We start from the raw sequence: 22,429 nt of genomic DNA on the forward strand, positions 1-22,429 counted from the left end.
ACCTGGTACCAACAGGCCAGCGTCGAAACGGGCAAAACCTACGATCTGGAAGACGGCTGGTACTTTGAACCCCAGGCCCAGCTGCAGTATACGCACATGAACAGCAAGTCCTACACCAGCAGCGACGGCATCAACCACGACTTAGACAGCGTCAATAGCTTCATCGGCCGCCTGGGCTTCCGGTTGGGACAGAAGATGAATGATAAGACGAGCTGGTACGTAAAAGGCGACATCCTCCATGAATTCTCCGGTGACGGCGGCATCATGCTGACCTCAGCCAATGGCTTGGAACGAATCGATTACAACCGCGACGGTAAGGACACCTGGTACGACTTAGGTGCCGGCCTAACGGCAGAATTGAGCCCGGCCAGCAGCGTATGGTTTGAATTTGAACGCAAATTCAGCGGCTCCTACAGCAACAACTGGGAATTCAACGGCGGTATTTCTTGGAAATTCTAGTGTGTAAGTTTTTAGCATCGGTTTTTTATCTTGTGTAACAGAAAAGCTTCTCTCTCCATGGTGTTTTTACATGGAGGGAGAAGCTTTTTCTATCGTTCTTATGTAAGGCGTTCGGTTTTATCGCGGCGATGATGGCTTGGCGTCGCTGCTTTTTTGTAATGGCCAGTACAAAGGGGAGACAAGGTGGTTCCGACCCTACGTTTTGATTCTAGTGGGGGATTTTTACCATTTCCAAGGCATGTGATAAGCGGCTTCCCAGACGGTTTTGGCTACGTCTACGGGCCGTTGTTTTGCCATGGGATTGGTGGAACGGTCGTACAAGGGGCCGTAGTCACCGCTGTAGATGGCGCCGGTCTCGATGTTGTAGCTGTAATGCTGGGTTCTTGTGCCGGCGAGATATCCTTTTTCGGCATTATAGGTCAGAATATTGGCCGCCAACTTATAGTAGGGAGGATTGTAGTATTCGACGACGACGGACGTCTTGTCGACATAGGTTCCATGCCCCATATGGCCATATACGAGAACGATTTGGTCGTTATCATAAAGGGTGGGCGGGAAATAGAGTGCCTGGCCCGTAAGAGGGACGAAAAAGAGGCTGACGGCAAAGAACAAGGCCATCATCAGTTTTGACAAGTATCGCATTACGTCACACTCCTTTCAATATAATAGATATTCGAGTAATGTATACCTATTATATCATAATATAAAGAATGGAAGGGAGAGACTGCTTGCAAAATAAAGACAGAATTTCAAATATGGTTGTCGTGCGTTGTAGAAAAAGAGGGAATAAGCGACCTTTAGGGGGTGACGATGGCGATGTATCGTTCTAATTCTTCTTGTTCGTAAGCTGCGATGAGGGACGCCATCTGTTCAGGATTGTGGTGTTCTGCATGGTAGGCGTCGAAGCAGTCGTAGTACTTGCGGCGGTCCGTGAACTTGATATCGACGGGGAGGAGACCGGCTTTTATGAGTTCAAGATTGAGCAGCAGCCGGCCCGTTCGTCCGTTGCCATCGATAAAAGGATGAATGGACTCGAATTCGAGATGGAGCAGGGCTATGGCCTCCAGTATATACTTTTCTTCTTTCCAGAGGGCATATTGTCGGAGCAGTTGATGGATGGCCGGTTCTATTCGATACGGCTGGGGCGGCGTATGGAGTGCCCCTACGATGCGGACCGGGACGTTTCGGTACTTGCCGCGATTTTCTCTGTCGTTCATTAAAACCAGGGAATGAATTGTTTTAATCATTTCTTCGGTAAGAGGCGTGTTCTGGGAGGCCAGTTCGATAATATAGTGAAAGGCGTCTTTGAAACCGATGACGTCGAGATGTTCACGCAGCGGTTTTTCAGCGATGGTAATGCCTTCCTGCAAAATCAAGGCCGTTTCGCGGAGAGTCAGTGTATTGCCTTCGATGGCGTTGGAATTATACGTCGTTTCAATGATAAATTCTTCTCTCAGCCGCTGCAATTCTACCTTGCTCAAGGGACGCAGTTTGTGAAGTGTATTTTTCAAGGAATCAATTTTCATAAAGAGGGGATTCATAGCGAAACTCCTTTCGAGTCATTTCTTGTCTCTAACTTTACTATGATGTCACGTAAAAAGCAACAAATCCCGCTGAAACGGGCGAAGTTGTTGATTAGAAATCACCTGTAACCGATTTATTTGGAAAATTTTTCTACGCGTTGGAATAACAACGGATTATCTCTTGGCCTTCATGGTATACTACGTTCAGAAGTTGAGAAATGCTTCTCTGACATAGAGATAGATTGAGATATATTAGGAGGTAATTACTATGGCAAAAATTACGACAGATATGATTATGGGCGATATCATTCGTCAGTACCCGCAGGTTGTTGATACTCTCGTGGCTCAGGGCATGCACTGCTTAGGCTGCCCGTCTTCTCAGCAGGAAAGCCTGGCTAATGCCTGCTTCGTGCACGGCCTCGATCCGGAAGCCGTTGCCGGTGCTGTTAACGCCGCTTTGACCGCTGAATAAGAGGAGGAATAGACGATGAGCGCATTCTTAGGACCGATTCACTTTTGGTTATACAATAAAATCCAGTTTCAGGAAAATTTGATCGACGAACTCGTCGCCTACGTTACGGCCAAGGGCTGGAGCGATAAGGCTGACCAGTACGTCAGCACCGACCGCCGCAAACTCGATGAAGTCATCGACGAAGCCAATATCCACGGCTGGCTTCAGTCTCGTATCCACGATGCCGAAGGCCGTTATGCCGCATTGGTCCTCGATGCAGCCGGTGACGATGGCGAAAAATTCGACGCCTTGAAAGAGGCTGCTCACAACTTTGGCGCCAAACAGGGCCTTCAGGCCGCAACGGCACCGGAAGCCTTCCATCGCCTCGATGATCTTCTCCTCGACGGCATGCCCTGCGATCAGGTCAACCGCGTCCGTGAAAGCGACGACGCCCGCATTGCCTGGGACCGGACGATGGATCTTCATAGTGAATTTTGGCAGGGTCACGGCGACCGCTACTATGCCCTGCGTCAGGCCTTGGTCGACGGACTCTTGTCGGCTACGGACTATGCCTTAGAAAGTCCGGCTGAAGGCCAGTATGAAATCGTAAAGAAATCTGCTTAACAAGAAAGAGAGGGAATGCATTATGATGTACTGCACGGAAGTCATGGTCGAACAGCACGCCAATATTTCCCGTATGCTTAAAATCATTCAGGCCGCTTGCTGCGCTATCTTAGAAGGCGGCGAAGTCGATCAGAAAGAATTTGCTGATATCATCGACTTTATCCGCAACTATGCCGACAACCACCACCATCGTCGGGAAGAAGAAGTCCTCTTCCCCGAAATGGTCGATAACCTGGAAGAAGTCGCATCGATCATCATCAAACACGGCATGCTCGTCGAACACGACCTCGTCCGCGCTCACGTGCGTGCCCTCGAAGAAGCCTTGAAACTCTACGACGAAGAACCGAAAACGGAACACAAACTTCAGATTTTGGCAGAAGCCATGGCCTATGCCAACCGTCTGCAGATGCATGTTGAAAAAGAAAACAACGTCGTCTATCCCTTAGCTGACCGCAGCCTGCCTGAAAATATCAAAGAAAAAATCGACAAGACGGTCAAAGACTTTGAAAAAGAAGAAGACCCGGCCTTCGTAAAAGGCTATCTGGATCTCTTAGACCGCTTAGAAAAGAAATATCATATCGCTTAATTGAACATCGATTAAAGAGCTCCGGTAAACTGCGAGTAGAAACGTATTTTGCCCGGGGCTCTTTTTTTGTTGGGACGATGTATTCTTTAACAGGTATTGTGAATGGCAGGAGGATAGCAGAAGACGTGAGAACAAGGCCTCTTCGAGGCTGTTTCTTGGAAAGAAGTAATTGGGTATTTTCAATACAAAAAGCGTCGGTTCGGAAATCTGTGCAAAATAAAGACTGCTTCACCATCATTGACATAAAATATATATAAAAATATAATGAAATAAGGATATTTTACGGAATTTACTTTTAAATTAGATGGCGAAAATTATATTCTATGTAACGTATGGCTTCATGAGCCAGCGAATTTTAATCTGGAATTTTAGTTTTGTTCATGTGGTTAGCAGAAGCGCTCCTTTCATTATGTTTAAGACGATATTTCTACTATAAAAGTACGATAGTATCGTGTTAATAGAATAAGATTTTTAGAAGTGACAACATCTGTCTTTGTCAGATGGTATTCTATTGGTAGAATGATGTGATGTGTCGTGGATTGATGGGAGGCGTCGGGTTATGGATAAAGACTTAGCATTTCTTGTGCGGTGTTCGAATGAGGAATTGGAGCTCTTATTTAAAATTTTGATAGAGGAGGGGTCCTTGACTGAATCGATTAGAGGCAGTGAGGAATACAAGAAATATGGCGCTGATTACCGCCAATACGTCGATCTTCTAGCTCAAGAAGTTCTTGATTTTGGCAGCAATACCTTCTGGTTCCGGGAAGATTATCACACCGTTGCTCAAGACGCCTGTAAAAAGTTAGGAGTCTCTTATAATTCGTTAGATTCAGCTGAAGAGATAGAAGACAAAATGTGCGCTCATCTTATGGGGGAAACTTGGAAATCATTATCGGAAGATACACAAATGGCGTTCCTTGAAACTTGGGGATATAACGGTAAAAATAATCATACTATCTTAAAGGCGGTAGGATCCAATTTGTTTTTTAATTTATTGCGAGACAGTACTTTGGCATCGTACCAGATGTCTCTTATTGTTGCCAATGCAGTGGCGCGGCAAACTTTAAATCAAGGCCTTTCCTTTGCGGCAGCAGCTTTTGCTAAGCCTCTGGTTACCAGCGCTTTTAAGTCTTCTGCTGCCAGCCTGACCTTGGGACGGGCAGCGGCTGTTCTTGCGGGTCCTATCGGTTGGGCACTGACGGCTGGCTGGACGATTGTTGATATTGCCGGCCCAGCGTATCGGGTTACCATTCCGGCAGTTTCCTATATCGGCTGCCTTCGAAATATAAAGAAATATCAAAGGAAGGGATGATGGATTATGAGAGGATTGCCTGCCCTGGGATCCGTTATTTATGTTCATCGGAAGAGGTATTTCGTTCCTTCTTATTGCCATTATGGGGTCTATACCGGCAACGGAAAAGTCGTTCATTTTGCTCCGGCTTCGGGAATAATCCTTAGGAAAACACGTATCCATGAAACGACGATGGAAGATTTCTTAGATGGGGACAAGGATTTTTTTGTGCGTCATTTTCCCGCTGATATTGAAGAATTTAAGCTGCTGATTCGTGCCAAGGAAAAAAATGCCTCTATTGTCGATGCCGTATGGCAAGGACTCGAATGGCAAAATTATCATATTTATACTCCGGAAGAAACGGTACAGCGGGCATATGCTTGTGCTGAAAGTCAGACCCTGGGAGGCTATTCGCTGCCATCGAATAATTGTGAGCATTTTGCCATCTACTGCAAGACAAATTTACGCTATTCGGATCAAGTCGGAAGGGTCTTGGATTTGGTATTCATTTAAAATCATAACGAGACAAGCCGAGCTCCACAGCATATACGGAGCTCGGCTTGTTTGTGTGTTACCCGGATTTTAAAGTTCTTTCAGGCATTCGATGAGGCTGTCTGTATCTTCTTTCGTAGTGGCCCAACTGGTTGCCAGGCGGATGACAGTGTGATCGGCATCATAGGCTTCCCACATACTGTAGGCGACTTTTTTATTGAGGGCGGCTAATTTCTGATTATCCATGATGACGAAAATCTGATTGGTTGCCGTCGGGAAGTAGAGGTTGAAGCCGGTGTCTTTCAAGGCCTTGCGGATGGCGTCAGCGTGTTCAATGGCTGTCTTTCCGATTTTTTCATAGCAATTGTCGCTAAATAAGACATCGAACTGGGTGCCTATGAGCCAGCCTTTTGCCAAGAGGGCGCCGTGTTGTTTGATGATGGTGAAGAAATGAGGGATGAGGCCCTTTTTGGGAAGGACGACGGCTTCGCCGATGAGGGCACCGCATTTCGTTCCGCCAATATAAAAAGCCGTGCAGTACGTCGCTAAATCGGCTAAGGTGACGTCGTTTTCCGGTGTGGCCAGGGCATAGGCCAGGCGGGCGCCGTCGGCGTAGAGGGCGAGGTCATATTTTTTGCAGACTTCAGAAAGCTCTGCCAGTTCTTTTTTCGTGTACAGCGTGCCGTATTCCGTGGGCTGGGAAATATAGACCATGCCGGGCTGTACCAAGTGATCCTTGGAGGCGTCGGCTTCGAAATTTTCCATGAAGCGGGCTACATCGGATGCGGAAAGTTTTCCCTGGTGTTGGGGGAGTTCGATGACTTTGTGTCCCGTATATTCGATGGCGCCGGCTTCGTGAATGCTGACGTGGCCTGTCGAGGCGGCGATGACGCCTTCATAGCGGCGCAGGATGGCATCGATGACGACGGCATTAGTCTGAGTGCCGCCGCTTAAAAAGTGGACTTCGCCGTCCGGGCAGTGGCAGGCCTCGAGAATTTTTTTGCGGGCTTCTTCACTGATGCCGTCGGTCCCGTAGCCGTCCTGGGGAATCGTATTGATGGCAGTCAGTCTTTCTAAAATGGCCGGATAGGCGCCTTCCATATAGTCGGAAGCAAAGGGCAATAAGGTATTCATAATAATCCTCCTGTGGATAATTGTTCTTTACGGATGGCCTCATTATACGGTACAATAAGGTATGACACAAGTTGTAATTTATCATATTCGTCATGACGAAATGGGTGAACAAAATGGACAGTATCAAATGCCAGGCCTTGCTCCTGGCCATTCAACACGGTAGTTTAACCGCTGCTGCTAAAGAACTCGGCTATACGCAGTCGGGCATAACCCGTATGATTCGATCTTTGGAAGAAGAAATCGGCTTTCCCCTCTTAGTGCGGAACAATCAAGGCGTTCAGCCATCCGCTAACGGCCGTCAGATGATGCCCGTCTTTCAAGATGTCGTTCGGGCTTCCCAAAAGGCTGTCGACCTCGGCGCTGCCATTCAAGGCGTCTTGGCCGGCGTCCTCAACGTCGGCTGCTACTACAGCATTGCTGCCGCCTGGATGCCGAAAATCCTCAGTAAGTTTCAGGAACTCTACCCCAACGTATCGGTCCATCTCATGGAGGGGACCAATAAGGAACTGGCTCAGTGGCTCGATGAAAAGACCATCGATTGCTGCCTGTCAGCAAAATTTGGCAGCGGCGTGACCTATGACTGGATTCCCTTATATGAAGACGAACTCGTCGTCTGGCTGCCGCCGGATCATCCCTGGACGGAGGAAGAATCCATTACCTTAGCCCACCTCGATGACGCCCCCTTCGTCATCCCCCTTCCGAATCGTGATACCGATATCGACCGCTTTTTAGCGGCGAACTTCCTCGAACCGGACATCCGCTTTACGACGAGTGATCCCTATACGGCCTACTGCATGGTCGAAGAAGGCCTGGGCATCAGTCTGAATAATCGCCTGACGACCAAACGCTGGAATGGTCGCGTCGTCCTGCGGCCTTTCGAACCGGGCCAGCATATCTCCTTAGGCATTGCCGTTCCCGACATCCAAGAAATATCGCCGGCGACGAGCAAATTCATCGCTCAAGTCTGGCAGACCGTACAAGGCGAAACGGCAAACGATACCGGGGAAGGGGAACATCAGCCGACGAAAAACGAAAAATAACGACTTTCAAGGCAGGGAGTGATAACCTTTTTTTGAAGAAGCTTGTGGAGAAGGCGTGGCATATCAGGACGTTTACGATAAATAAAGTCGTAGAAAACCGCCGCGGTATGGGAACACATGAAAGGTAAGGCGAGACTATATTTTTTGTAATGAATATATGGATACAGTTTCACTTTATGTATCCGGCACAGTTTGCAGCGATATTCCACATGCATGAATCGTTTTTTGTTTTTTTTGAAAACCTTGCATTTTGAAATTGTTGCATCATGAAATGGAATTTACGGAAAGATGACTTTGTGAGAATAAAAACGGCTTAGTGGTGGGATCGGTGATACTTATACAGGCCACTTCACGGAGTCTCTGCCATCAATACATTTGCCAGGTCCGGGTGTGTCATTGCTTTTGGTTATAGCTTGTAATAATATTCCCTTTCAAATATGTTTTACAGAAACGCATATTGTAGATGACAAGTTGTTTGAAAAATTGTTATAATAAAACCAGCAAATATATTCGGTATGTGGTGAAAATATTACTGGGTGGTGACAGGGATGACTTTTTCTACAATGTTGAGAAACGGAAGATGTGAAAGGGGTACTCTGTCTTTACCGTCGATATATGCGCCATGCTATGGACAGTTCGATTCATTCGTGCTGTCTTTTTTTTGTGTAAATTTTTCGCAATGACATAATCTGTCTTTACAATTTGGTATGATAGTAAGAAAGAGAACGGAAAACAGATACAGGTGATGAATCGATGAAGAAACAGAAATATATGGAGCTTTATTTGTCCTTTTTTAACGAAATGATGGATGAACGTATCGAAACTTACCTTCGCGACCATTCGGTTGAACTGAAAGCGCTGCTCGTCGATGGAGAACCGGCGGTTTCAAAAGAGGCGTACGAAGAATTAAAAGCAGAGTATGAGAAAACGATGGAAATCCACCAAAAACTGAAGAATGACTATCAGGAGTTAGAAGAAGCTTATCTGCAAGGACAGTCAAACTGCCGGAATCTGGAAGGAGAATGCCGACGTCTGGAAGCTCTGTGTCAGGATAGACAATCAGAAGTGAGAACCTTAAAGCGTAAACTTGACGAATTGCAGGAAGACTGTGAAAAACAGAACCAAGTTCTGCAGAATGTGCAGCAACAATTGATCAATTGTGAACAGGATTATCGACAGGTTGTGAAAAAATGGCAGGAAGCGGAGCGGGTGAGTGCTCCTTATCGTGAATTAGAGGCTCAATATCAGAAATACAGCTCCCTTTCGGAAAGTTTAAGAAAAACGTTGGAAGGTGTCTTTGGAACAGGTGGTACGGCCTTATCCTTTTATGCGGCCGGTATGGTTCATGTGAACAGCCTCTATGATGTGTTGGCCAATGCGATTCAAAACGGACGAGATAAGACCGATGAATTTTTTATCTTAAAGGATCTCTTTGAGTTTTTCTTCGTCCAAACAGACTATGAACGGCTGCATACCGTCGTGGGAACCGACTTTGACAGTAAGGTAATGAGGCGCAGTGCTGCGAGTCCTTCACAACTTGGGCCGGTGAGCCTTGTTTTATTGGAAGGCTATCGTTTGAAAGATAGCGAGAAAGTTATCCGACCGAGTATCATAGAGCAACGAGATATCGGAATCAGTAGCCGGGAGTAGGAGGACGACGATGACAAAATTATTGACGGAGTTGTTGGTAGACAGCAATGAAAAATTAGTTAAGAAACAAGGGGCGGAACCGGATTTTAAAAAAATGGTTGCCCTTGCCAATAAGAGACTGAGCGAAGAATCTAAAAAAATCATTCAGATTTTTAAGGAAAAGATGGAAAGTGAAAACACGTGGATTTCTTTGGGCAAGAGTGTCTATGTTCCGTCTGTCGTGGGCCTTATTCCGCGAATTGATAAGACTGATTTCAAAGCCATTGATCAACAACTTGACCCCCAAAAAGGCTTTAGATACCGATTTGATGGTCATGATGGAGAAATGATTTCTCTTGAAGAAGCGGAACGTATCTTTAAGGGACAGAAAACGGGATTGGGTAAATTACCAGACGGTTCTTTTTGTGATAAAACAGGAGCTATTTATGAGGAAGTCAGATATATGGATGATCAACATCTTTATTCTTCTGTTCATGATCAAATTCGAAAAATCGTGATTAGTGTCCGGGCTATAGGAATTTTTGGGAATGAAGTCAATCCAGTCCGATATACTTTTCTTCCCTTATGCCGGTTAAATGGGCGCGATAGTCTGTCTCTTTTGCCGGCCCATACAGTCTGCTTGTTTTTGGAAAATCAATTTTCTCCACAGGACTTGTTCTCTACGCAGGAAGATGAAATTCTTTACAATACGCTAAAAGTTTTAGGCAAGTATAAGATGGTTAAATCGGTTGGATATGGTAAAGAATTAGCCTTGGATGAAGCTAAATGTTTGAACATATTAAATGGTCATCCTGAGGCGGCTGATTTGAAAAATATTATTATGCGCTATGGGGAGCAGGAGCGCATCAAAGTTGCAACAATCGCTGCAGGGGAGTTAAAAAATCAATTGCTTCAGTGTGACTACCAGAGGGCCATGCTCGATAAATACGATGAAAAATTGTTGACCGATCCTAAGCGCGGGCATTGGGATTTGTGGGATTGGGATGATTTTCATAAAGACGGCGTCAAGGTGACGCTGCCGGAGCGCTGGGTTGCCCGTAATCCGGAAGAAGATATCAACCAGGGCATTGTAGCCATTGATTTTGGAACTAAGAGCACCGTCGTCGTCTATGAAAATGAACAGTTACAGCGATTGCCCTTACAAGTGGGCAACGGCAGTTATCGTGGGGGCGTCGACTTGAATAACTATGAAAATCCGACGGTTATTCAGTTTATAGATCTGCAGTCCTTTATAAAGGCTTATAATGCTAGAGATGGCCGGCCGTATACGAGCTGGAATGATATGACCGTGTCCCATACTGCTTTTCAAAATATGAATAATAATTCTGAAGGACTCTATTATTCTTTCTTGACTAACTTAAAACAGTGGTGCGGCAACGGAAAGCCCTTGGTTTTGCGGGACAAAAAAAGATTCGACAAGGATTTACCTCCCTATCAAGATTTGGATGGAGACGAAGAGGCCGATCCATTGGCTTATTATGCCTACTATTTAGGCCTATATATCAACAACATGATTTCTGAAAAGCATCTGTTTATGCACTATATCATGTCCTTCCCGGTCACGTATGAAAAAGAGATTCGTGAAAAAATGCTGCACAGTTTTGAAGTGGGGTTGAAGAAGTCTTTGCCGACGGCTATTTTGTCGAATTCTGAAGCCATGAAGCGCTTCTCCGTAGAAGTCGGTGCTTCTGAACCGGCGGCCTATGCCATTACGGTGCTTCAGGAATACGGTTTTGATCCCAGCGGTGATGAAAAGATTTACTATGCCGTCTTTGACTTTGGCGGCGGGACGACGGACTTTGATTACGGCTTTTATCAAGAAGCCGACAGCGAGCGCTATGACTACAAATTAGTTCATTTTGGAGAAAATGGCGATCGGACGCTAGGCGGTGAAAATATCTTAAGCCTCTTGGCCTTTGAAGTCTTCGTTCATAATAAGAAAAAACTGCTCGAATCGCGCATTCCCTTTACTTGGTCTGCCGATAAATCAGACTTCCAAGGGAGCGAGGCCTTTATCAAAGATTCGCAGGAAGCTCATGCTAATATGCATAATTTGATGGAAGCTCTGCGCCCCTTATGGGAAAATCCCCGCGGTGAAAAAGCTCAAAAGATGCAGGAAGAGGGCACTGTTTCCTTCCATGCCTTTAGTGAAGATGGACAGATGAATGCCGATTTTATTCTGCGCCTTGATGGTCAAGATGGGCAGCCTTTAGATTTAGAACAAATCATTCAGGACCGTATCTTGAAAGGCATCAAAAATTTCTTCATGGCTATGAAGGAATCCTTCGAACAGTATAGCGGTGAAAACGGTATCGAGTCCTTGGATGAGGTTCCGGCCATTGCCATCTTCTTAGGCGGCAATTCTTCAAAATCGGAACGAGTTAAGCGGTTGTTCGGTCAGGTACTGGGGCTGGAAAGGAAAGCGATTCCTGAGGATGAGGTCGCTCCCGACGAGACTTCCCCTGAAATATCTGATGAAATGCTTTGGGACATGATTAAGAAAATGGATGAAGATGTTCTTGAGCAAGAAATTGAGGATATATTTGAGGAAATAATGGGGGCGGAATTCGTTGAAAAAAGTCCTGACAATTTTCGGAAGCAGCTTTCCGTTCAGTTACAGAAGATGACTTCTAATAGCCTGCTTACTAAAGAGGTCAAAGAAAACCCCGAAAGACTGATAGAAATTTTAATATATATCATCCCTTGGGAAACCCCTGAGACGCTGACAGCCTATCTTAAAGAGAGAATGATTGATTATTATTTTAAGGCACAAGAACGGAGTGCTGCGCAGAAAAAAGCAAAGAGAGCCTCGTCAATGAGCGCGTCAGAGACCTCTCTTGTCATGCAGTGGCTGGGCGCCGATAAATACGGGAAGATTCCGGAATTTACGATTTACCCGGCCCTAGGCACGGAGGAAGCGGTGGAACGACAAGAAGCTATCTGGAAAGAACATCCGGAATTAAAACCGGAAGAACTGGTACGTCCGACGGGCAAGACCGGTGTCGCTTACGGCCTGTTATCTTGCCGGAACAGCGGGACCGTTCAAGTCGTTACCCTCTTGCAGGATGAAGAACGTACGCCCTTCCAATTCTATGTGGGCCGAAATAAGAAGCGGCGCTTCCATCCGATCATCAATCGAAATACGCCATTCAATACGTGGCATTATTTCATTGATGCCAGCAATGACTTTGACTTGTTATACACGAAAATGCCGGAGGCCATGGGCGGCAACGTTTCGGCGACGATTGCCAAGCAGATCCACGTCATTTTGGAACATCCCGACAAGGAAGCCAATGTCTATATCGGGCCGGTGAATGCCAATACCGTGGCCTACGTCGTTGCCAAATCCTTGGAAGAAGCGGCTGCCGGGACCTACTTGGCAGGCCCTGTCGAGATTTCTTTGGAATAGCGACCGTTGTCCGGTTGAGGAGGTGAAGGAATGGAGTTTTTACCTGAAAAGACCACCCTTTTTCGGTGTGTTGCCAATGTAACACCTTTTCTCTGTAGCTGCAGCGGTAAAGCCCGCCTTTTGGTGGGAGGAACGCTGCTGACCGTCGATGCCCGCCCTCAACCGACGGGAATTTGCCAGATTAAAACGGCCGCGGCAAATGGCGTTCCTCAGCCTTGTATTTGTCAGATTTCGGCGTGGATGCTGCCTTCTCAAACCTGCTCTGTGGAAGGCAAAGCCTTATTGACGACGGTATCGAAAACTCAGTGTTCCGTCGGCGGTACGATTTCTGTTTTCAAATCGGCAAGTAAGGTCGTCACCGGTACCGGCGTTTCGTCGGTGAACACAGCTGAAAAGAATGATTTTTCTTGGGAAGAGGTTAAAGGCACTTCGGATAAGAATAAACGACCGGAGGCATCGAAGGAAACCCCGCCCGAAGATACCCCCGGAGGGGCAGACGGAATTCCGAAATCGGCACCGAGTCAAGTCGTACAGACTGCGGCCGTTATGACGGCTGCTGCGGCATCTTTGGTGGAAAGCATTCTCGAAGACCGTGCACGGGAGAAACAGGCAGTGGCTGTCTTAGAAAATATGCTTTGCTCCGGCGACTGCGCCGCCGATAAACGGGAAGCCTGCCCTTATTATCAGGATCATCTGTCCCGCTCTGACGACGAGGTGACGGTATTGAACGATTCCTTCCAGCTAGGGGTTAACTATGAAGAAGCCCGGTTTCAGCGCGATGACATCGACGCCCATTATACCGCGTTGAAGGAGGAATATGGAACGACTTACTGGTCTTATGCCGCTCACCATATTATTTCCGGAGGCCAGGTTTTTAAACAGGAACCGGAAATCGTACGCTTGGCAGACTTTCTCCACTATGATATCAACAATGCTGAAAACTGCATCTTCCTGATATCAAAGGGCCAGGGCTATGGAGATGAAACGAAGGCCGAACGGCCGATCAGTGCCTATGATGCCATGGGAAGGGCCCGACTGCAGTGGCATCTCGGCGGCCATCAATATACCCTGCCGGCAGAAGAACTGGAACTCATTCGCCAGCGGATTCAAAAGCAGACGGGTCAGTCAGCGGCGGACATTCAGTCTTATGCGGACTTGCTTCGACAAGACATGGCGGACTTTAAAATCTGGTTGAGGCAGCATCCTTGCTGGTACAGTCAGGATGAAACGAAGCAGAAGGCTTTGGCCGCCAAGTTTAATAAGGGTATGCATCGGATTTCACGGCGAATTCGCCGAAAACTCGGGGATTTTACGGAAAAGCCGAGCAGCAGTTATCCTTATTACGTATCGAAAGAAGCCTATCGCTATACCTTTACCCTACCCAAGACGGAAAAATGCATCATTGTCCGTCGAACCCCTAAGGGCATCCGATTGTATCGCTATCGGATCCTGCGGGATCTCAAGGCTGATGACGGATTCCTGATTTTAAAGCCCATCGAAAAGAATCAGTCGCCCTATGTATTTGACCTACCGCTGCCGGTCTCGGACCGTCCGGCATATCGGGAAAAGCAGCGGCAGTGCATTGAATTTTGTGACAATATCGGTCACTTCTTATGTATCGATATGGATCAGGCAGAAGGGCTGCCCTTCCAGCCGGATTTTATCAAAAGGATATATTGTGAACCTTCGGAGCAGGATCACAGCAATGAAGACCTGTTGAGGTTGGAAAAGCGACAGGCAGAATTGTTGGCTTGGTTCCGGGACTGCCAATTCGAGCACTATATGTCTCCGGTCACGATGGTTCGCCGGCGATTGAAAGAATGGAGGGAACGATATGGCTGATGGATATTCTTTTTATCGCCTCTATGGAGATACGGCAGCCGAGGAATATGCCCGGCCTGTCCATAAATTGTATCAGCAGCTTGAACGAGGCTGTGCCCGCTCGGAGTTTCAATTTTTGAATCACGAGAAGCTCGAAGTTCCTTTGGACGAGGGCGGCCTGGACTTTCCGGATTTTTTATACTATGAACAGATTCCGCTGGTTTCAGACGCTTTATACCGATTTTTTTCTGACAGCGGTGTCGATAATTTATTCTACAAACCGATTTACTTGAATGACGAGATCATCGGAGTCCGCAAACGATACTGGCTGGCTCTGCCACCGCGCATCCGATGCCTTAATTATGAAGCAAGTCAGTTCCGCGATTCAGATGCACCCTTGAAGCGGGCTGAAAAAATCGTCATCAATCCCGCCAAGGTGGGAAATTACCGAATATTTTGCATAGAGGAGGTCATTAACCGCGATATCATTATAACGCAGGAATTGAAGGAAAAGCTGGAAAAAGCGCAGTTTACGAATTTGCTTTTTGAGACAATGGAGGATTGATAGTATGGCTGATATCATTAAATCGACATCGCAGGCAATTTTATTCGAACAATTCAATGACAAGGCACCGTCATTAAATACGATGCTGGATACGACGGAAGAAGAAAAAGTAGAGACGGCGGACTTTGCATTAGAAGTCAAAGAGCAGCTGCAGGTGACCAGTTTTAAGGAGTTTTTGAATAAATTTGCGCCTACCATTTATGAAACGTGCATCAATGGAAAATTCGTTTATACAACGGATGAAGTGAAGGCCCGTCAATATGGAGGTGTTCCTAAAAATGTCATCGACAATACGTATTATCAGATGCTGGCCAACATGTATAAACAAAAGGGGCAAAGCGGTCAGTCGAATTATGAATTCGATGACAAAGATCTTTTGAATATGCTGTCGCCTGATCGAGAAGTAAAAGAGGCAGCCCGACTGCGGAAAAATTTTCAATATGTGACTGAGAAATTTCATGAAGCCCGGGATAATGGCGAAAATCCCAGGGAATATTGGGATAAAATGTACTCCTATCGAAAAGAAATCACTGAAAAGTACAGTCAGTCCGTGATTGCCTTACTGCCGTTGGCTATTGATGACGTGACGAAAAAATTAGATGTTTTGCAGGCCGGCACGAGTACGGACGGACAGCTTCAAGAAGAGGCAGTTCCAAAGTTGACCAGCGGCCATTGGACTTTTGATACGCAAGGGGGGATGCAGTTTCTGCCGGCATCCTCATCGGACACTACTGAAGTTTTACCTTTAGCATCATCACAGCATAATGTGGGCGAAGATATTTATCAGATGATTGAAGCAGACTATCGAGAATATCATCCGGGGCAGGATGAAAATCCCTTTATCAAGGACTTAGTGTTGGCTGCGTACTCGCCGACTGCCGTAAACAACCCCTTGCAACATTTAAAGGCTGATGAAGTGCAGCAGGCTATCAGTGTACTGGAAACGCAGAAGAAGCAATATGAAGACGTTTATTCAGACGCGAAGAATGAATTCATCAAAGAACTGTCGAAGATCATTGAAAAACTCATGGGTGTCATGGTCTTTTTTGATCATGCGACGGCGACAGGCAGTGAAACGGATACCTTGGAAAGCGGTTTGATCGTAACCAATTGTAAGCCTGCTGATTTCGTCGACGGCCGCCTGAATGCTAAATTTAAAAAATACATCAATTATATCGGCCGTGATTTAGGCAATGATAAGTGCTGGTTTGGTATTCTCCCGTCTGTAAAGGATAAGGCGGAATCAGCACCGGTGACGAAGGAAGATGACTTTGACTTCAGCCAGTCCATCAATATTCAGCCGGATGAACAAAAGAAAACTAAATCAGGCGATGACTTGACTTTAGATGTCGCTGCGGTACTGCTGAAGGATTTGAATGAAGCCCATATCATGACGACCTTCAATTTGAATCAGGGGCCGGAAAACACTTTTTCACAGATTACAGCTTCCTATATTCAGGATACGGCTCGCATGTTTGAATCAAGAGGCATCAATTATCCCCATGCCGTCTATGCCTATCCCAACTTTACGCTTATGCGTGAACGGTACATCTCGGTAACCGGAGATACAGAAGGCAGTAAACTGACCGTACCGGCCATTTATATCGATGCGGCCTATCCGGCAGCCGGCCTGTTAGTTGCCAGTCAGCAGCTTCAATGCTTAAAGAACCGCGGTTTAGGGGATTTTATCATTACTAACCGAGATAATATGAATTTTGTTCGCCTCGACTTAGAAGACAAAGTTGTGCAGGATCATTTGACGACTAAGTTCAATCGGGAAAATGTGACGGCTTGGAGCCAGTCGGTACTGAATGCCATTACCGATTCCATGTTCGGCTTCTCCTTCTGCGGCGATGAAACGGCTGAAAAAACGAAGAATACCTATGTCCTGACGGCTCGTACTTTAGCGAAGATGGAAAATCAAAAATACAAGCCCGTTTATCGCGTATTGATGGAAGACTTCATTTATGCCTTAGCCGTGCCCATCTTCAAAAAGAAGCGGGATGAGATTGACGCTAAGTTAATCCGGGACATGGCAGCAAAATGGAAGTTAGCAGCCGATCAGTTTGCCGAAAATCCCAAAATCAATCTGGTATTGAAAAAGGGCGAAGATGTCGGTTGGAGTGAACCCAATTCAAATCAATTGAAGATTACCTTCAATGGTGACTCTGAAGTATTAGACAATATCGATATCATCAGCGATGATTCGTCAGATCAGAATAAATAAAGGAGTGGATAATCATGCCGTGCAAAGTAAAAATTACAGGTGGTAAAAATGATATTTCTTTAGATCAGGATATTCGTATTAAGGTTCTTTTTGATACAGAGGAAGAACATGTTTTTCAGAAATCGAACAGTGTGGGAGCGACGGTGACTATTTCCGGAAGTGTTGATGATGACAGCAAAGAGGCTGTAATCCAGGTATCTCGTTGGAGCCGTGATTTTACTGCTGATGGAATTTATCGACAAGTTGAACTTACGGATGCACAAGAAGGAACTGATACTGTACTGAGGACATATATCTTTCCGCAAATGTTTATCCTTAGCTATGAGGAGGATTGGGGAGAATCGAATGCGGGAAACTTCAAGTTAGTGTTGAAGCAGAGAAAAAATTCGTTACAATCGATTGAAACATTCTAGGTAGAAAGGAGGCGGCACAGATGCAGATTGAAGGAATCAAAGACGGACTGGTCGTTGAAACTTGTACAGTAAGAAAAGAGATGGGACAGCACAGCCGCTTGACGCTGACAGCTCACCTGACGGACGGTAAAGAGAGTTTTTACTTACAGCAGGTCGGAAAGCCCATTACGATTGTCCAGTCTTTCGATTTGCATAAAACCGGACCGATCGTGTTCAGCGGAATCGTTGAAACCGTTGACATACAACAGACGTTCCATCGGTCGGTCCTCTGCCTCTGTGCCGTATCTTCTTCTCATTTTTTGGATCAGCAGGAACGATGCCGTATCTTTCAGGACAGCGGCAAAAAAATGGGTGACATATTGGATGGCGAGCGATTGGCTTTAGCCAAGGATATGAAATCCGGCGATGTGAAGCTGCAGGTGGCTGAATCACTGAAAAAAATACCTGCTGTTCAGACGGTCATTCAAAATCGGGAAAGTAATTTTTCCTTCATCCGGCGCTGCGCAGCGGCCTTGCAGAGTCCCTTATGGGTGCAGGACAGGCCGCAGGGCGTGGTGCTGAAAATGGATTGGGCCTGGCATAAAGATCCGGTACCGATTAAAGAAGAAGATATTTTATGTTGGAAGACGGGAGTCGGACTGCAAAAACAAAAACAGCTGCAAGTGACGCTGCCGCGCTATCTTGAACTGGGATGTACCGTGGCCTTCCCGTCGCTGAAAGAGAAATACGTCATTACGGCCCTTACGGCACAGTATAAGGGCAACCGAGATTTGTTTACCTATGAACTGAAAGCGTATCAAGACACAGCGGATATCGAAAAGCCTGATTTTACCTTTGAAACACCGCTGCGGCTCTACGGAATCGTTACCAATGTTGAAGATCCGGAACGCCTCGGGCGGATTCAAGTCCGCTTCAAGCAGAATGAACCGGAATATGAAGACCAAGATTCACCGCAGATGTGGATTCCATACAGCAGTGCCTATACCGGAAAGGCTGACGGTATCGTCTTTTTGCCGGATCCGGGAAATCAGGTGGAAGTTACTTTTTTACATGGACAATGTTATGCCCATTCGGCCCATCGCAATCATCCTTTGGGAAAAGAAGCGGGCAATGTCAGTGACAAGTTTATCGGCAATGATTTTCAGCGCCGAATCATATGGAAGAAAGATTCCCTGACCTTATTATCCGGAGAAAATCAAATTGTCATGGATGACGAGAAAATCGAGTTAATTGTCGGCAAAAACCGCATTACGATGGACGGTGAAAAAATCAATTTAGCCGTCGGCTCCCAGACGATTGTTGAATTAGATGAGCAGGGGATGCACGCTAAAGGCAAACAATCGGAAGTACACGTCACCGACGGTGTGCAGATTAAATCGGAAGGCGATATAACCCTTGATAATGATGGAACCCTTTCTTTGCAAAACAATAAAGAAAGTCTGATTATCAGTCGGGGAAATGTCCGAGTTCAAGGGAGTGGTGACGTAAGTCTTAAGAGCAGCTCCGGCAATGTAAAGTTATCAGGTTCAAAAATACAGATGTCGTAAGGATAGTGATTTGACCATGGAGAGTTTTGAGGCTATCAATAAGCAGCTAATGGAACGCATTGAGGCTGCCGATTTTGATGAAGCGATGAAAAAAACAATACATCAGTCTCTTGATAAATTGAGTCAGTATGAGCGAGATCAACTTAAAGGAATCCGAGAAACGATAGAAAAAACGGTGCCGGATCGGGTGAAATGGAGCCGTAACTGGAAGATTACGACGGCCCTCGTTCCCAAAACAGAGTTGGGGGTATGGGAGGAAAACCATTTCTATCCCGTTGAAACATCCGGTCTGGGGTTTTTCTGTTCCGATTGGGAAGAAACGGATGTCAGGGACTGTGGGCACCGCCAGTTCTTTTGGAAGGGGACCTATGAAGGACTGCAGGATGTCATCGAACAGGGAGCGGCCTATGAGGGCATTGTGACCGATAAAGACGGGGATACCTATCAGTTTCAATATCAATTGGTCCTGGAACCGTCTTGCCGCCGTCGGGAATCCCGGCTCTATCAACTGGCGGCACTATATGGAATTCAGGCTCCGGTTATCTTTTCCCCTTGGGGACGCCGGCAGTTGACGATACGCCTGAAGTCCCTTGATTTGACGGCGGAAGCCTTTTTCGATGACTACAGCCGATGGGATTTCTGCTGGCAGCAGAATGGGCTTCAAGATAAAATCATTGAAAATCAAGAATTGGTGTGGAATGTGAAGCAACTGCCTTATGACGGTGATTCCATTGAAGGCGAGTGGATTCCTGATGCCAATACGGGCAGTGCGGAAACCCGGTTTACGGAAAGTAACGGGGTTCAATGGGGAACCTTTCTCCAGTTAGCATCGAGTGAAGAGGAGCCGGCGGTCAGCGAAGTAATCGAAAAATCAGAGAATAAGATTATTCTGCGAACCTTGGATAAGGCGCATATGGATATAAAGGGCATCCGCATTGAACCGACAGATGAGGTGCCAAAATATTCTTTTTCTAATGAGTATGAAGGTGGGATGACCGTTCAGCGTCTGATTTCTAAGGCCGATGTAGAACGAGCTCTTCACCGCTATCAATCCTCAGGATTTTGCTGTGGCCGTCCTTCTTTGAAAGCCCCCGAAAAAGGACAGATGGTTCGTCTATATCGGGAAGAAGATATGTATGGCGGCAATCGCGAAGATATTTTATATCAGCAAGAACGATTAAAGCGGCTCGTTCCCTGCTATATACAATTTTTCTTGGATCCCCGGGCTTTAGACTGGCAAAGGGATTTCTTGCCGGACTATGCTGTATACGTACTGGCCGATCTCCGGCGGCGCTTCCCAGATTTTTCTTGGAAAGGTGTTTTACAATGAGTCAGATTTGGCAGGATTATGACAAGCAAAAGCGATATATCGTCGATACGAACCCTGTATCTCCCTATGTAGAGGTTTTTAGTACCCGAGGACAGGTTGTACAGGTCAATCCCCTGCTGCGTTTTTCTGAGATATTACGGCCTTTATGCCAGCCCCGGGAGGGGCTGAACGAGGCTGTCTGTAAAGATATCCAAAATTGGCTTCTTCATTACTTGGCTCACTTAGACCGCCTGCAAGGCGTGACGGCCGGGGCTTTAAAACGGGAGACCGTAGGGGAGGATATTCGCCGGGGTCGCTATGGACAAGAGGTGCAGCAGGGCTATAAGTGCCTGACCGCTGATGAAAAAGCGATACTCTTACAGGCTGTGCTCCAGCATGAAGAGGGAACGATGAGCGGCCGAAGTGTCTATCGACTCACCTTGCAGCGTTTTTTCCCCGAAGCCCGCGTCTATTATCAGGAAGGCGATGAGTTCTTGGTGTATATTCCTGCAGCGAAGTCGGAAATCAATGAAAAAAAAGTAAGGCTCTTGGAGCTGCTGTTTTTAGATTGGCTGTTGGAGACAAAAGTCTTTTGGCAGCGTCATTTTGGCATCATCGGTCATGAGCCGACCATGCACATCGGCTCTATAGCTATATACTGATGGAGGAAGACGAATATGGGAAATAATAAAGCACAGGAAATCTATAAATCCGGGAAAAAAATTGTTCGAGATTGTGAGGCCATTTTGGAACAATTGCAGGAGATTATTGAGGAATATACTCGAGATAATCAAGCGTTAAGTTATCAAGTGGACAGCCTGCAAGAGAAGCAGTCGATTTTTCAACAGCAATTGAAAGAAAAAGAGCAATTCATTGAAATGCTGGAGGAAAACTATAAAGCCCAGCGAGATAACTTTGAACGGGTTCTTAAGGAGCAGCAGGAGAGTTTTGAACGAGCTCTTACGGCGCAGCAGGCAAACTATGCAGCCGAACGAGACCTCTTTGAACGCACCCTCAACGAACAGCAGGAAAGTTTTCATCAGGCACTGTCAGAAAAGGATACTTCTCTTTCCTCTATGACGGCTCAATTGCATAGCCTGAAAGAAGGATTGGAAGAGGAAGAACAGCGCCTGTCGGATCGGAAAGCTGAACTGGCAGCGTGGGAAGAGGAGCAGGAAGCAGCGTACAATAAGAAAGATTCAGAACTTAGGGTACGGGAACATAGATTGGATGAACGCATAGAGGCGTATCAGGCGGAAAAAGCCGAATTTGAAGAGGAAAGAAGCAGAGGAACCTTAGCCGAAGAAAATAAAGAATTGAACAATCAAGTTAATCAGTTCTTCAATGAAAAAAGTCAATGGAGCAGTACCATCCACGAACTGAATGATAAAATAAAGGAACTAAAGAACTCATTAGAAGAGGCTAAGGCTACCATCGCAACGCGTGATGAGGAGATTGGGAGTTTAAAATTTATACGCGATGATTTACAACAGGATTTGGACAAAGAGCGTGAAAATCATGGTGATTTATTAGGAGATGATACGTGATGAGCATAGTGAAAAAAATCAGAGTTTCAGATACATATATGCCGGCAGAAGATTTTTTAAAAAAAGCCTTGCCGAGAGAAGTACAGGGGATAAATTTGGCGGACATCAAGATAATTGTCAGTCAAAATCCACTGGGACTAGGCGACCATCAGGTGAATAAAATTAATAATATTAAATCAGAAGATTCTTTTTTGCAGTATGTAAGGAGGGCTAATCCCGCTTCAGGCATTAGAACTCTTTTGGTAGAATGCTTGAAGGAAAAGAATATTTGGTATGATCAAGCGCTGGTAAATGATGTAGAACTCTATGGGATTTCATTGATATTTGAACACTTGTTTACC

The 22,429-nt window shown here is 46.1% G+C and carries 20 protein-coding genes; 17 read left to right on the top strand and 3 right to left on the bottom strand.

Going from position 1 to position 22,429, the window contains the following annotated elements:
- Positions 1 to 459, top strand: a 459-nt coding sequence (locus UCI88_RS10675; protein ID WP_330024213.1) for an autotransporter outer membrane beta-barrel domain-containing protein, incomplete at its 5' end; no start/stop codon positions are given.
- A 222-nt stretch (positions 460 to 681) separates the two neighbouring features.
- On the opposite strand, the gene UCI88_RS10680 is transcribed toward UCI88_RS10675, so the two are convergent.
- Both UCI88_RS10680 and UCI88_RS10685 read right to left on the bottom strand, forming a co-directional pair.
- Positions 682 to 1,101, bottom strand: a complete 420-nt coding sequence (locus tag UCI88_RS10680) for a hypothetical protein (protein ID WP_256179820.1) — start codon at positions 1,099 to 1,101, stop codon at positions 682 to 684.
- 155 nt (positions 1,102 to 1,256) lie between these two features.
- A complete protein-coding gene (locus tag UCI88_RS10685) occupies positions 1,257 to 1,985 on the bottom strand; it encodes a Fic family protein (RefSeq protein ID WP_302357549.1) in 729 nt (242 codons plus the stop codon).
- A 265-nt stretch (positions 1,986 to 2,250) separates the two neighbouring features.
- Here UCI88_RS10685 and UCI88_RS10690 point away from each other — a divergent pair, with 265 nt between their 5' ends.
- The 5 genes from UCI88_RS10690 (at position 2,251) to UCI88_RS10710 (ending at position 5,447) form a co-directional block, all read left to right on the top strand.
- Complete coding sequence (locus UCI88_RS10690; RefSeq protein WP_256179818.1) at positions 2,251 to 2,454, top strand: DUF1858 domain-containing protein; 204 nt, start codon at positions 2,251 to 2,253, stop codon at positions 2,452 to 2,454.
- 15 nt (positions 2,455 to 2,469) lie between these two features.
- Positions 2,470 to 3,057 (top strand): hypothetical protein, encoded by a 588-nt coding sequence (locus tag UCI88_RS10695; protein WP_044504294.1) that lies wholly within the window; start codon positions 2,470 to 2,472, stop codon positions 3,055 to 3,057.
- Positions 3,058 to 3,079: 22 nt separating this feature from the next.
- Positions 3,080 to 3,643: a hemerythrin domain-containing protein gene (locus tag UCI88_RS10700; protein WP_230198088.1), complete on the top strand. Its 564-nt coding sequence runs from the start codon at positions 3,080 to 3,082 to the stop codon at positions 3,641 to 3,643.
- Positions 3,644 to 4,202: 559 nt separating this feature from the next.
- Positions 4,203 to 4,955, top strand: coding sequence for a YaaW family protein (locus tag UCI88_RS10705; RefSeq protein WP_256180048.1), 753 nt, complete (start codon positions 4,203 to 4,205; stop codon positions 4,953 to 4,955).
- A gap of 6 nt (positions 4,956 to 4,961) precedes the next feature.
- A complete protein-coding gene (locus tag UCI88_RS10710; RefSeq protein ID WP_256180049.1) occupies positions 4,962 to 5,447 on the top strand; it encodes a lecithin retinol acyltransferase family protein in 486 nt (161 codons plus the stop codon).
- 69 nt (positions 5,448 to 5,516) lie between these two features.
- Here the strand turns inward: UCI88_RS10710 and UCI88_RS10715 are convergent, their stop codons facing one another.
- Entirely contained in the window at positions 5,517 to 6,560 is a 1,044-nt protein-coding gene (locus UCI88_RS10715; protein WP_256180050.1) for a threonine aldolase family protein, read from the bottom strand.
- A gap of 113 nt (positions 6,561 to 6,673) precedes the next feature.
- Here UCI88_RS10715 and UCI88_RS10720 point away from each other — a divergent pair, with 113 nt between their 5' ends.
- The 11 genes from UCI88_RS10720 to UCI88_RS10770 all read left to right on the top strand — a co-directional run bounded on the left by UCI88_RS10720 (position 6,674) and on the right by UCI88_RS10770 (position 22,088).
- Positions 6,674 to 7,600 carry a LysR family transcriptional regulator gene (locus UCI88_RS10720; protein ID WP_256180051.1) on the top strand — a complete coding sequence of 309 codons (927 nt, stop codon included), beginning with the start codon at positions 6,674 to 6,676 and terminating at the stop codon, positions 7,598 to 7,600.
- Between the two features lie 753 nt (positions 7,601 to 8,353).
- On the top strand, positions 8,354 to 9,250 hold the full coding sequence (locus UCI88_RS10725) for a hypothetical protein (protein WP_256180052.1): 897 nt from the start codon (positions 8,354 to 8,356) through the stop codon (positions 9,248 to 9,250).
- Positions 9,251 to 9,260: 10 nt separating this feature from the next.
- Positions 9,261 to 12,659: an Hsp70 family protein gene (locus tag UCI88_RS10730; protein ID WP_256180053.1), complete on the top strand. Its 3,399-nt coding sequence runs from the start codon at positions 9,261 to 9,263 to the stop codon at positions 12,657 to 12,659.
- 30 nt (positions 12,660 to 12,689) lie between these two features.
- Positions 12,690 to 14,501 carry a PAAR-like protein gene (locus tag UCI88_RS10735; RefSeq protein WP_256180054.1) on the top strand — a complete coding sequence of 604 codons (1,812 nt, stop codon included), beginning with the start codon at positions 12,690 to 12,692 and terminating at the stop codon, positions 14,499 to 14,501.
- A complete protein-coding gene (locus tag UCI88_RS10740) occupies positions 14,494 to 15,045 on the top strand; it encodes an imm11 family protein (RefSeq protein ID WP_256180055.1) in 552 nt (183 codons plus the stop codon). Before UCI88_RS10735 ends, UCI88_RS10740 begins: the two co-directional genes overlap by 8 nt.
- Before the next feature lie 4 nt (positions 15,046 to 15,049).
- Entirely contained in the window at positions 15,050 to 17,272 is a 2,223-nt protein-coding gene (locus UCI88_RS10745; RefSeq protein ID WP_256180056.1) for a hypothetical protein, read from the top strand.
- Positions 17,273 to 17,286: 14 nt separating this feature from the next.
- The gene (locus UCI88_RS10750; RefSeq protein WP_256180057.1) at positions 17,287 to 17,685 is read left to right on the top strand and encodes a hypothetical protein; all 399 of its coding nucleotides are present in this window, start codon (positions 17,287 to 17,289) and stop codon (positions 17,683 to 17,685) included.
- Between the two features lie 20 nt (positions 17,686 to 17,705).
- Positions 17,706 to 19,232: a phage baseplate assembly protein V gene (locus UCI88_RS10755; RefSeq protein ID WP_256180058.1), complete on the top strand. Its 1,527-nt coding sequence runs from the start codon at positions 17,706 to 17,708 to the stop codon at positions 19,230 to 19,232.
- A gap of 85 nt (positions 19,233 to 19,317) precedes the next feature.
- The gene (locus UCI88_RS10760; protein ID WP_330024217.1) at positions 19,318 to 20,562 is read left to right on the top strand and encodes a hypothetical protein; all 1,245 of its coding nucleotides are present in this window, start codon (positions 19,318 to 19,320) and stop codon (positions 20,560 to 20,562) included.
- A complete protein-coding gene (locus UCI88_RS10765) occupies positions 20,559 to 21,203 on the top strand; it encodes a hypothetical protein (protein WP_256180060.1) in 645 nt (214 codons plus the stop codon). Before UCI88_RS10760 ends, UCI88_RS10765 begins: the two co-directional genes overlap by 4 nt.
- A 15-nt stretch (positions 21,204 to 21,218) precedes the next feature.
- The gene (locus tag UCI88_RS10770) at positions 21,219 to 22,088 is read left to right on the top strand and encodes a coiled-coil domain-containing protein (RefSeq protein ID WP_256180061.1); all 870 of its coding nucleotides are present in this window, start codon (positions 21,219 to 21,221) and stop codon (positions 22,086 to 22,088) included.
- Positions 22,089 to 22,429 lie beyond the last annotated feature (341 nt).

This window comes from Megasphaera massiliensis (genome assembly GCF_036305205.1).
In the GTDB taxonomy this organism is placed as follows: Bacteria; Bacillota; Negativicutes; order Veillonellales; family Megasphaeraceae; genus Megasphaera; species Megasphaera massiliensis.

Excerpts from the sequence above, each read along its gene's own strand:
- UCI88_RS10740 (WP_256180055.1), top strand. The coding sequence starts at position 14,494 with ATGGCTGATGGATATTCTTTTTATCGCCTCTATGGAGATACGGCAGCC.
- UCI88_RS10690 (WP_256179818.1), top strand. The coding sequence starts at position 2,251 with ATGGCAAAAATTACGACAGATATGATTATGGGCGATATCATTCGTCAG.
- UCI88_RS10705 (WP_256180048.1), top strand. The coding sequence starts at position 4,203 with ATGGATAAAGACTTAGCATTTCTTGTGCGGTGTTCGAATGAGGAATTG.
- UCI88_RS10750 (WP_256180057.1), top strand. The coding sequence starts at position 17,287 with ATGCCGTGCAAAGTAAAAATTACAGGTGGTAAAAATGATATTTCTTTA.
- UCI88_RS10755 (WP_256180058.1), top strand. The coding sequence starts at position 17,706 with ATGCAGATTGAAGGAATCAAAGACGGACTGGTCGTTGAAACTTGTACA.
- UCI88_RS10725 (WP_256180052.1), top strand. The coding sequence starts at position 8,354 with ATGAAGAAACAGAAATATATGGAGCTTTATTTGTCCTTTTTTAACGAA.
- UCI88_RS10765 (WP_256180060.1), top strand. The coding sequence starts at position 20,559 with ATGAGTCAGATTTGGCAGGATTATGACAAGCAAAAGCGATATATCGTC.
- UCI88_RS10715 (WP_256180050.1), bottom strand. The coding sequence starts at position 6,560 with ATGAATACCTTATTGCCCTTTGCTTCCGACTATATGGAAGGCGCCTAT.
- UCI88_RS10710 (WP_256180049.1), top strand. The coding sequence starts at position 4,962 with ATGAGAGGATTGCCTGCCCTGGGATCCGTTATTTATGTTCATCGGAAG.
- UCI88_RS10680 (WP_256179820.1), bottom strand. The coding sequence starts at position 1,101 with ATGCGATACTTGTCAAAACTGATGATGGCCTTGTTCTTTGCCGTCAGC.
- UCI88_RS10745 (WP_256180056.1), top strand. The coding sequence starts at position 15,050 with ATGGCTGATATCATTAAATCGACATCGCAGGCAATTTTATTCGAACAA.
- UCI88_RS10760 (WP_330024217.1), top strand. The coding sequence starts at position 19,318 with ATGAAAAAAACAATACATCAGTCTCTTGATAAATTGAGTCAGTATGAG.
- UCI88_RS10770 (WP_256180061.1), top strand. The coding sequence starts at position 21,219 with ATGGGAAATAATAAAGCACAGGAAATCTATAAATCCGGGAAAAAAATT.
- UCI88_RS10735 (WP_256180054.1), top strand. The coding sequence starts at position 12,690 with ATGGAGTTTTTACCTGAAAAGACCACCCTTTTTCGGTGTGTTGCCAAT.
- UCI88_RS10730 (WP_256180053.1), top strand. The coding sequence starts at position 9,261 with ATGACAAAATTATTGACGGAGTTGTTGGTAGACAGCAATGAAAAATTA.
- UCI88_RS10700 (WP_230198088.1), top strand. The coding sequence starts at position 3,080 with ATGATGTACTGCACGGAAGTCATGGTCGAACAGCACGCCAATATTTCC.
- UCI88_RS10720 (WP_256180051.1), top strand. The coding sequence starts at position 6,674 with ATGGACAGTATCAAATGCCAGGCCTTGCTCCTGGCCATTCAACACGGT.
- UCI88_RS10685 (WP_302357549.1), bottom strand. The coding sequence starts at position 1,985 with ATGAAAATTGATTCCTTGAAAAATACACTTCACAAACTGCGTCCCTTG.
- UCI88_RS10695 (WP_044504294.1), top strand. The coding sequence starts at position 2,470 with ATGAGCGCATTCTTAGGACCGATTCACTTTTGGTTATACAATAAAATC.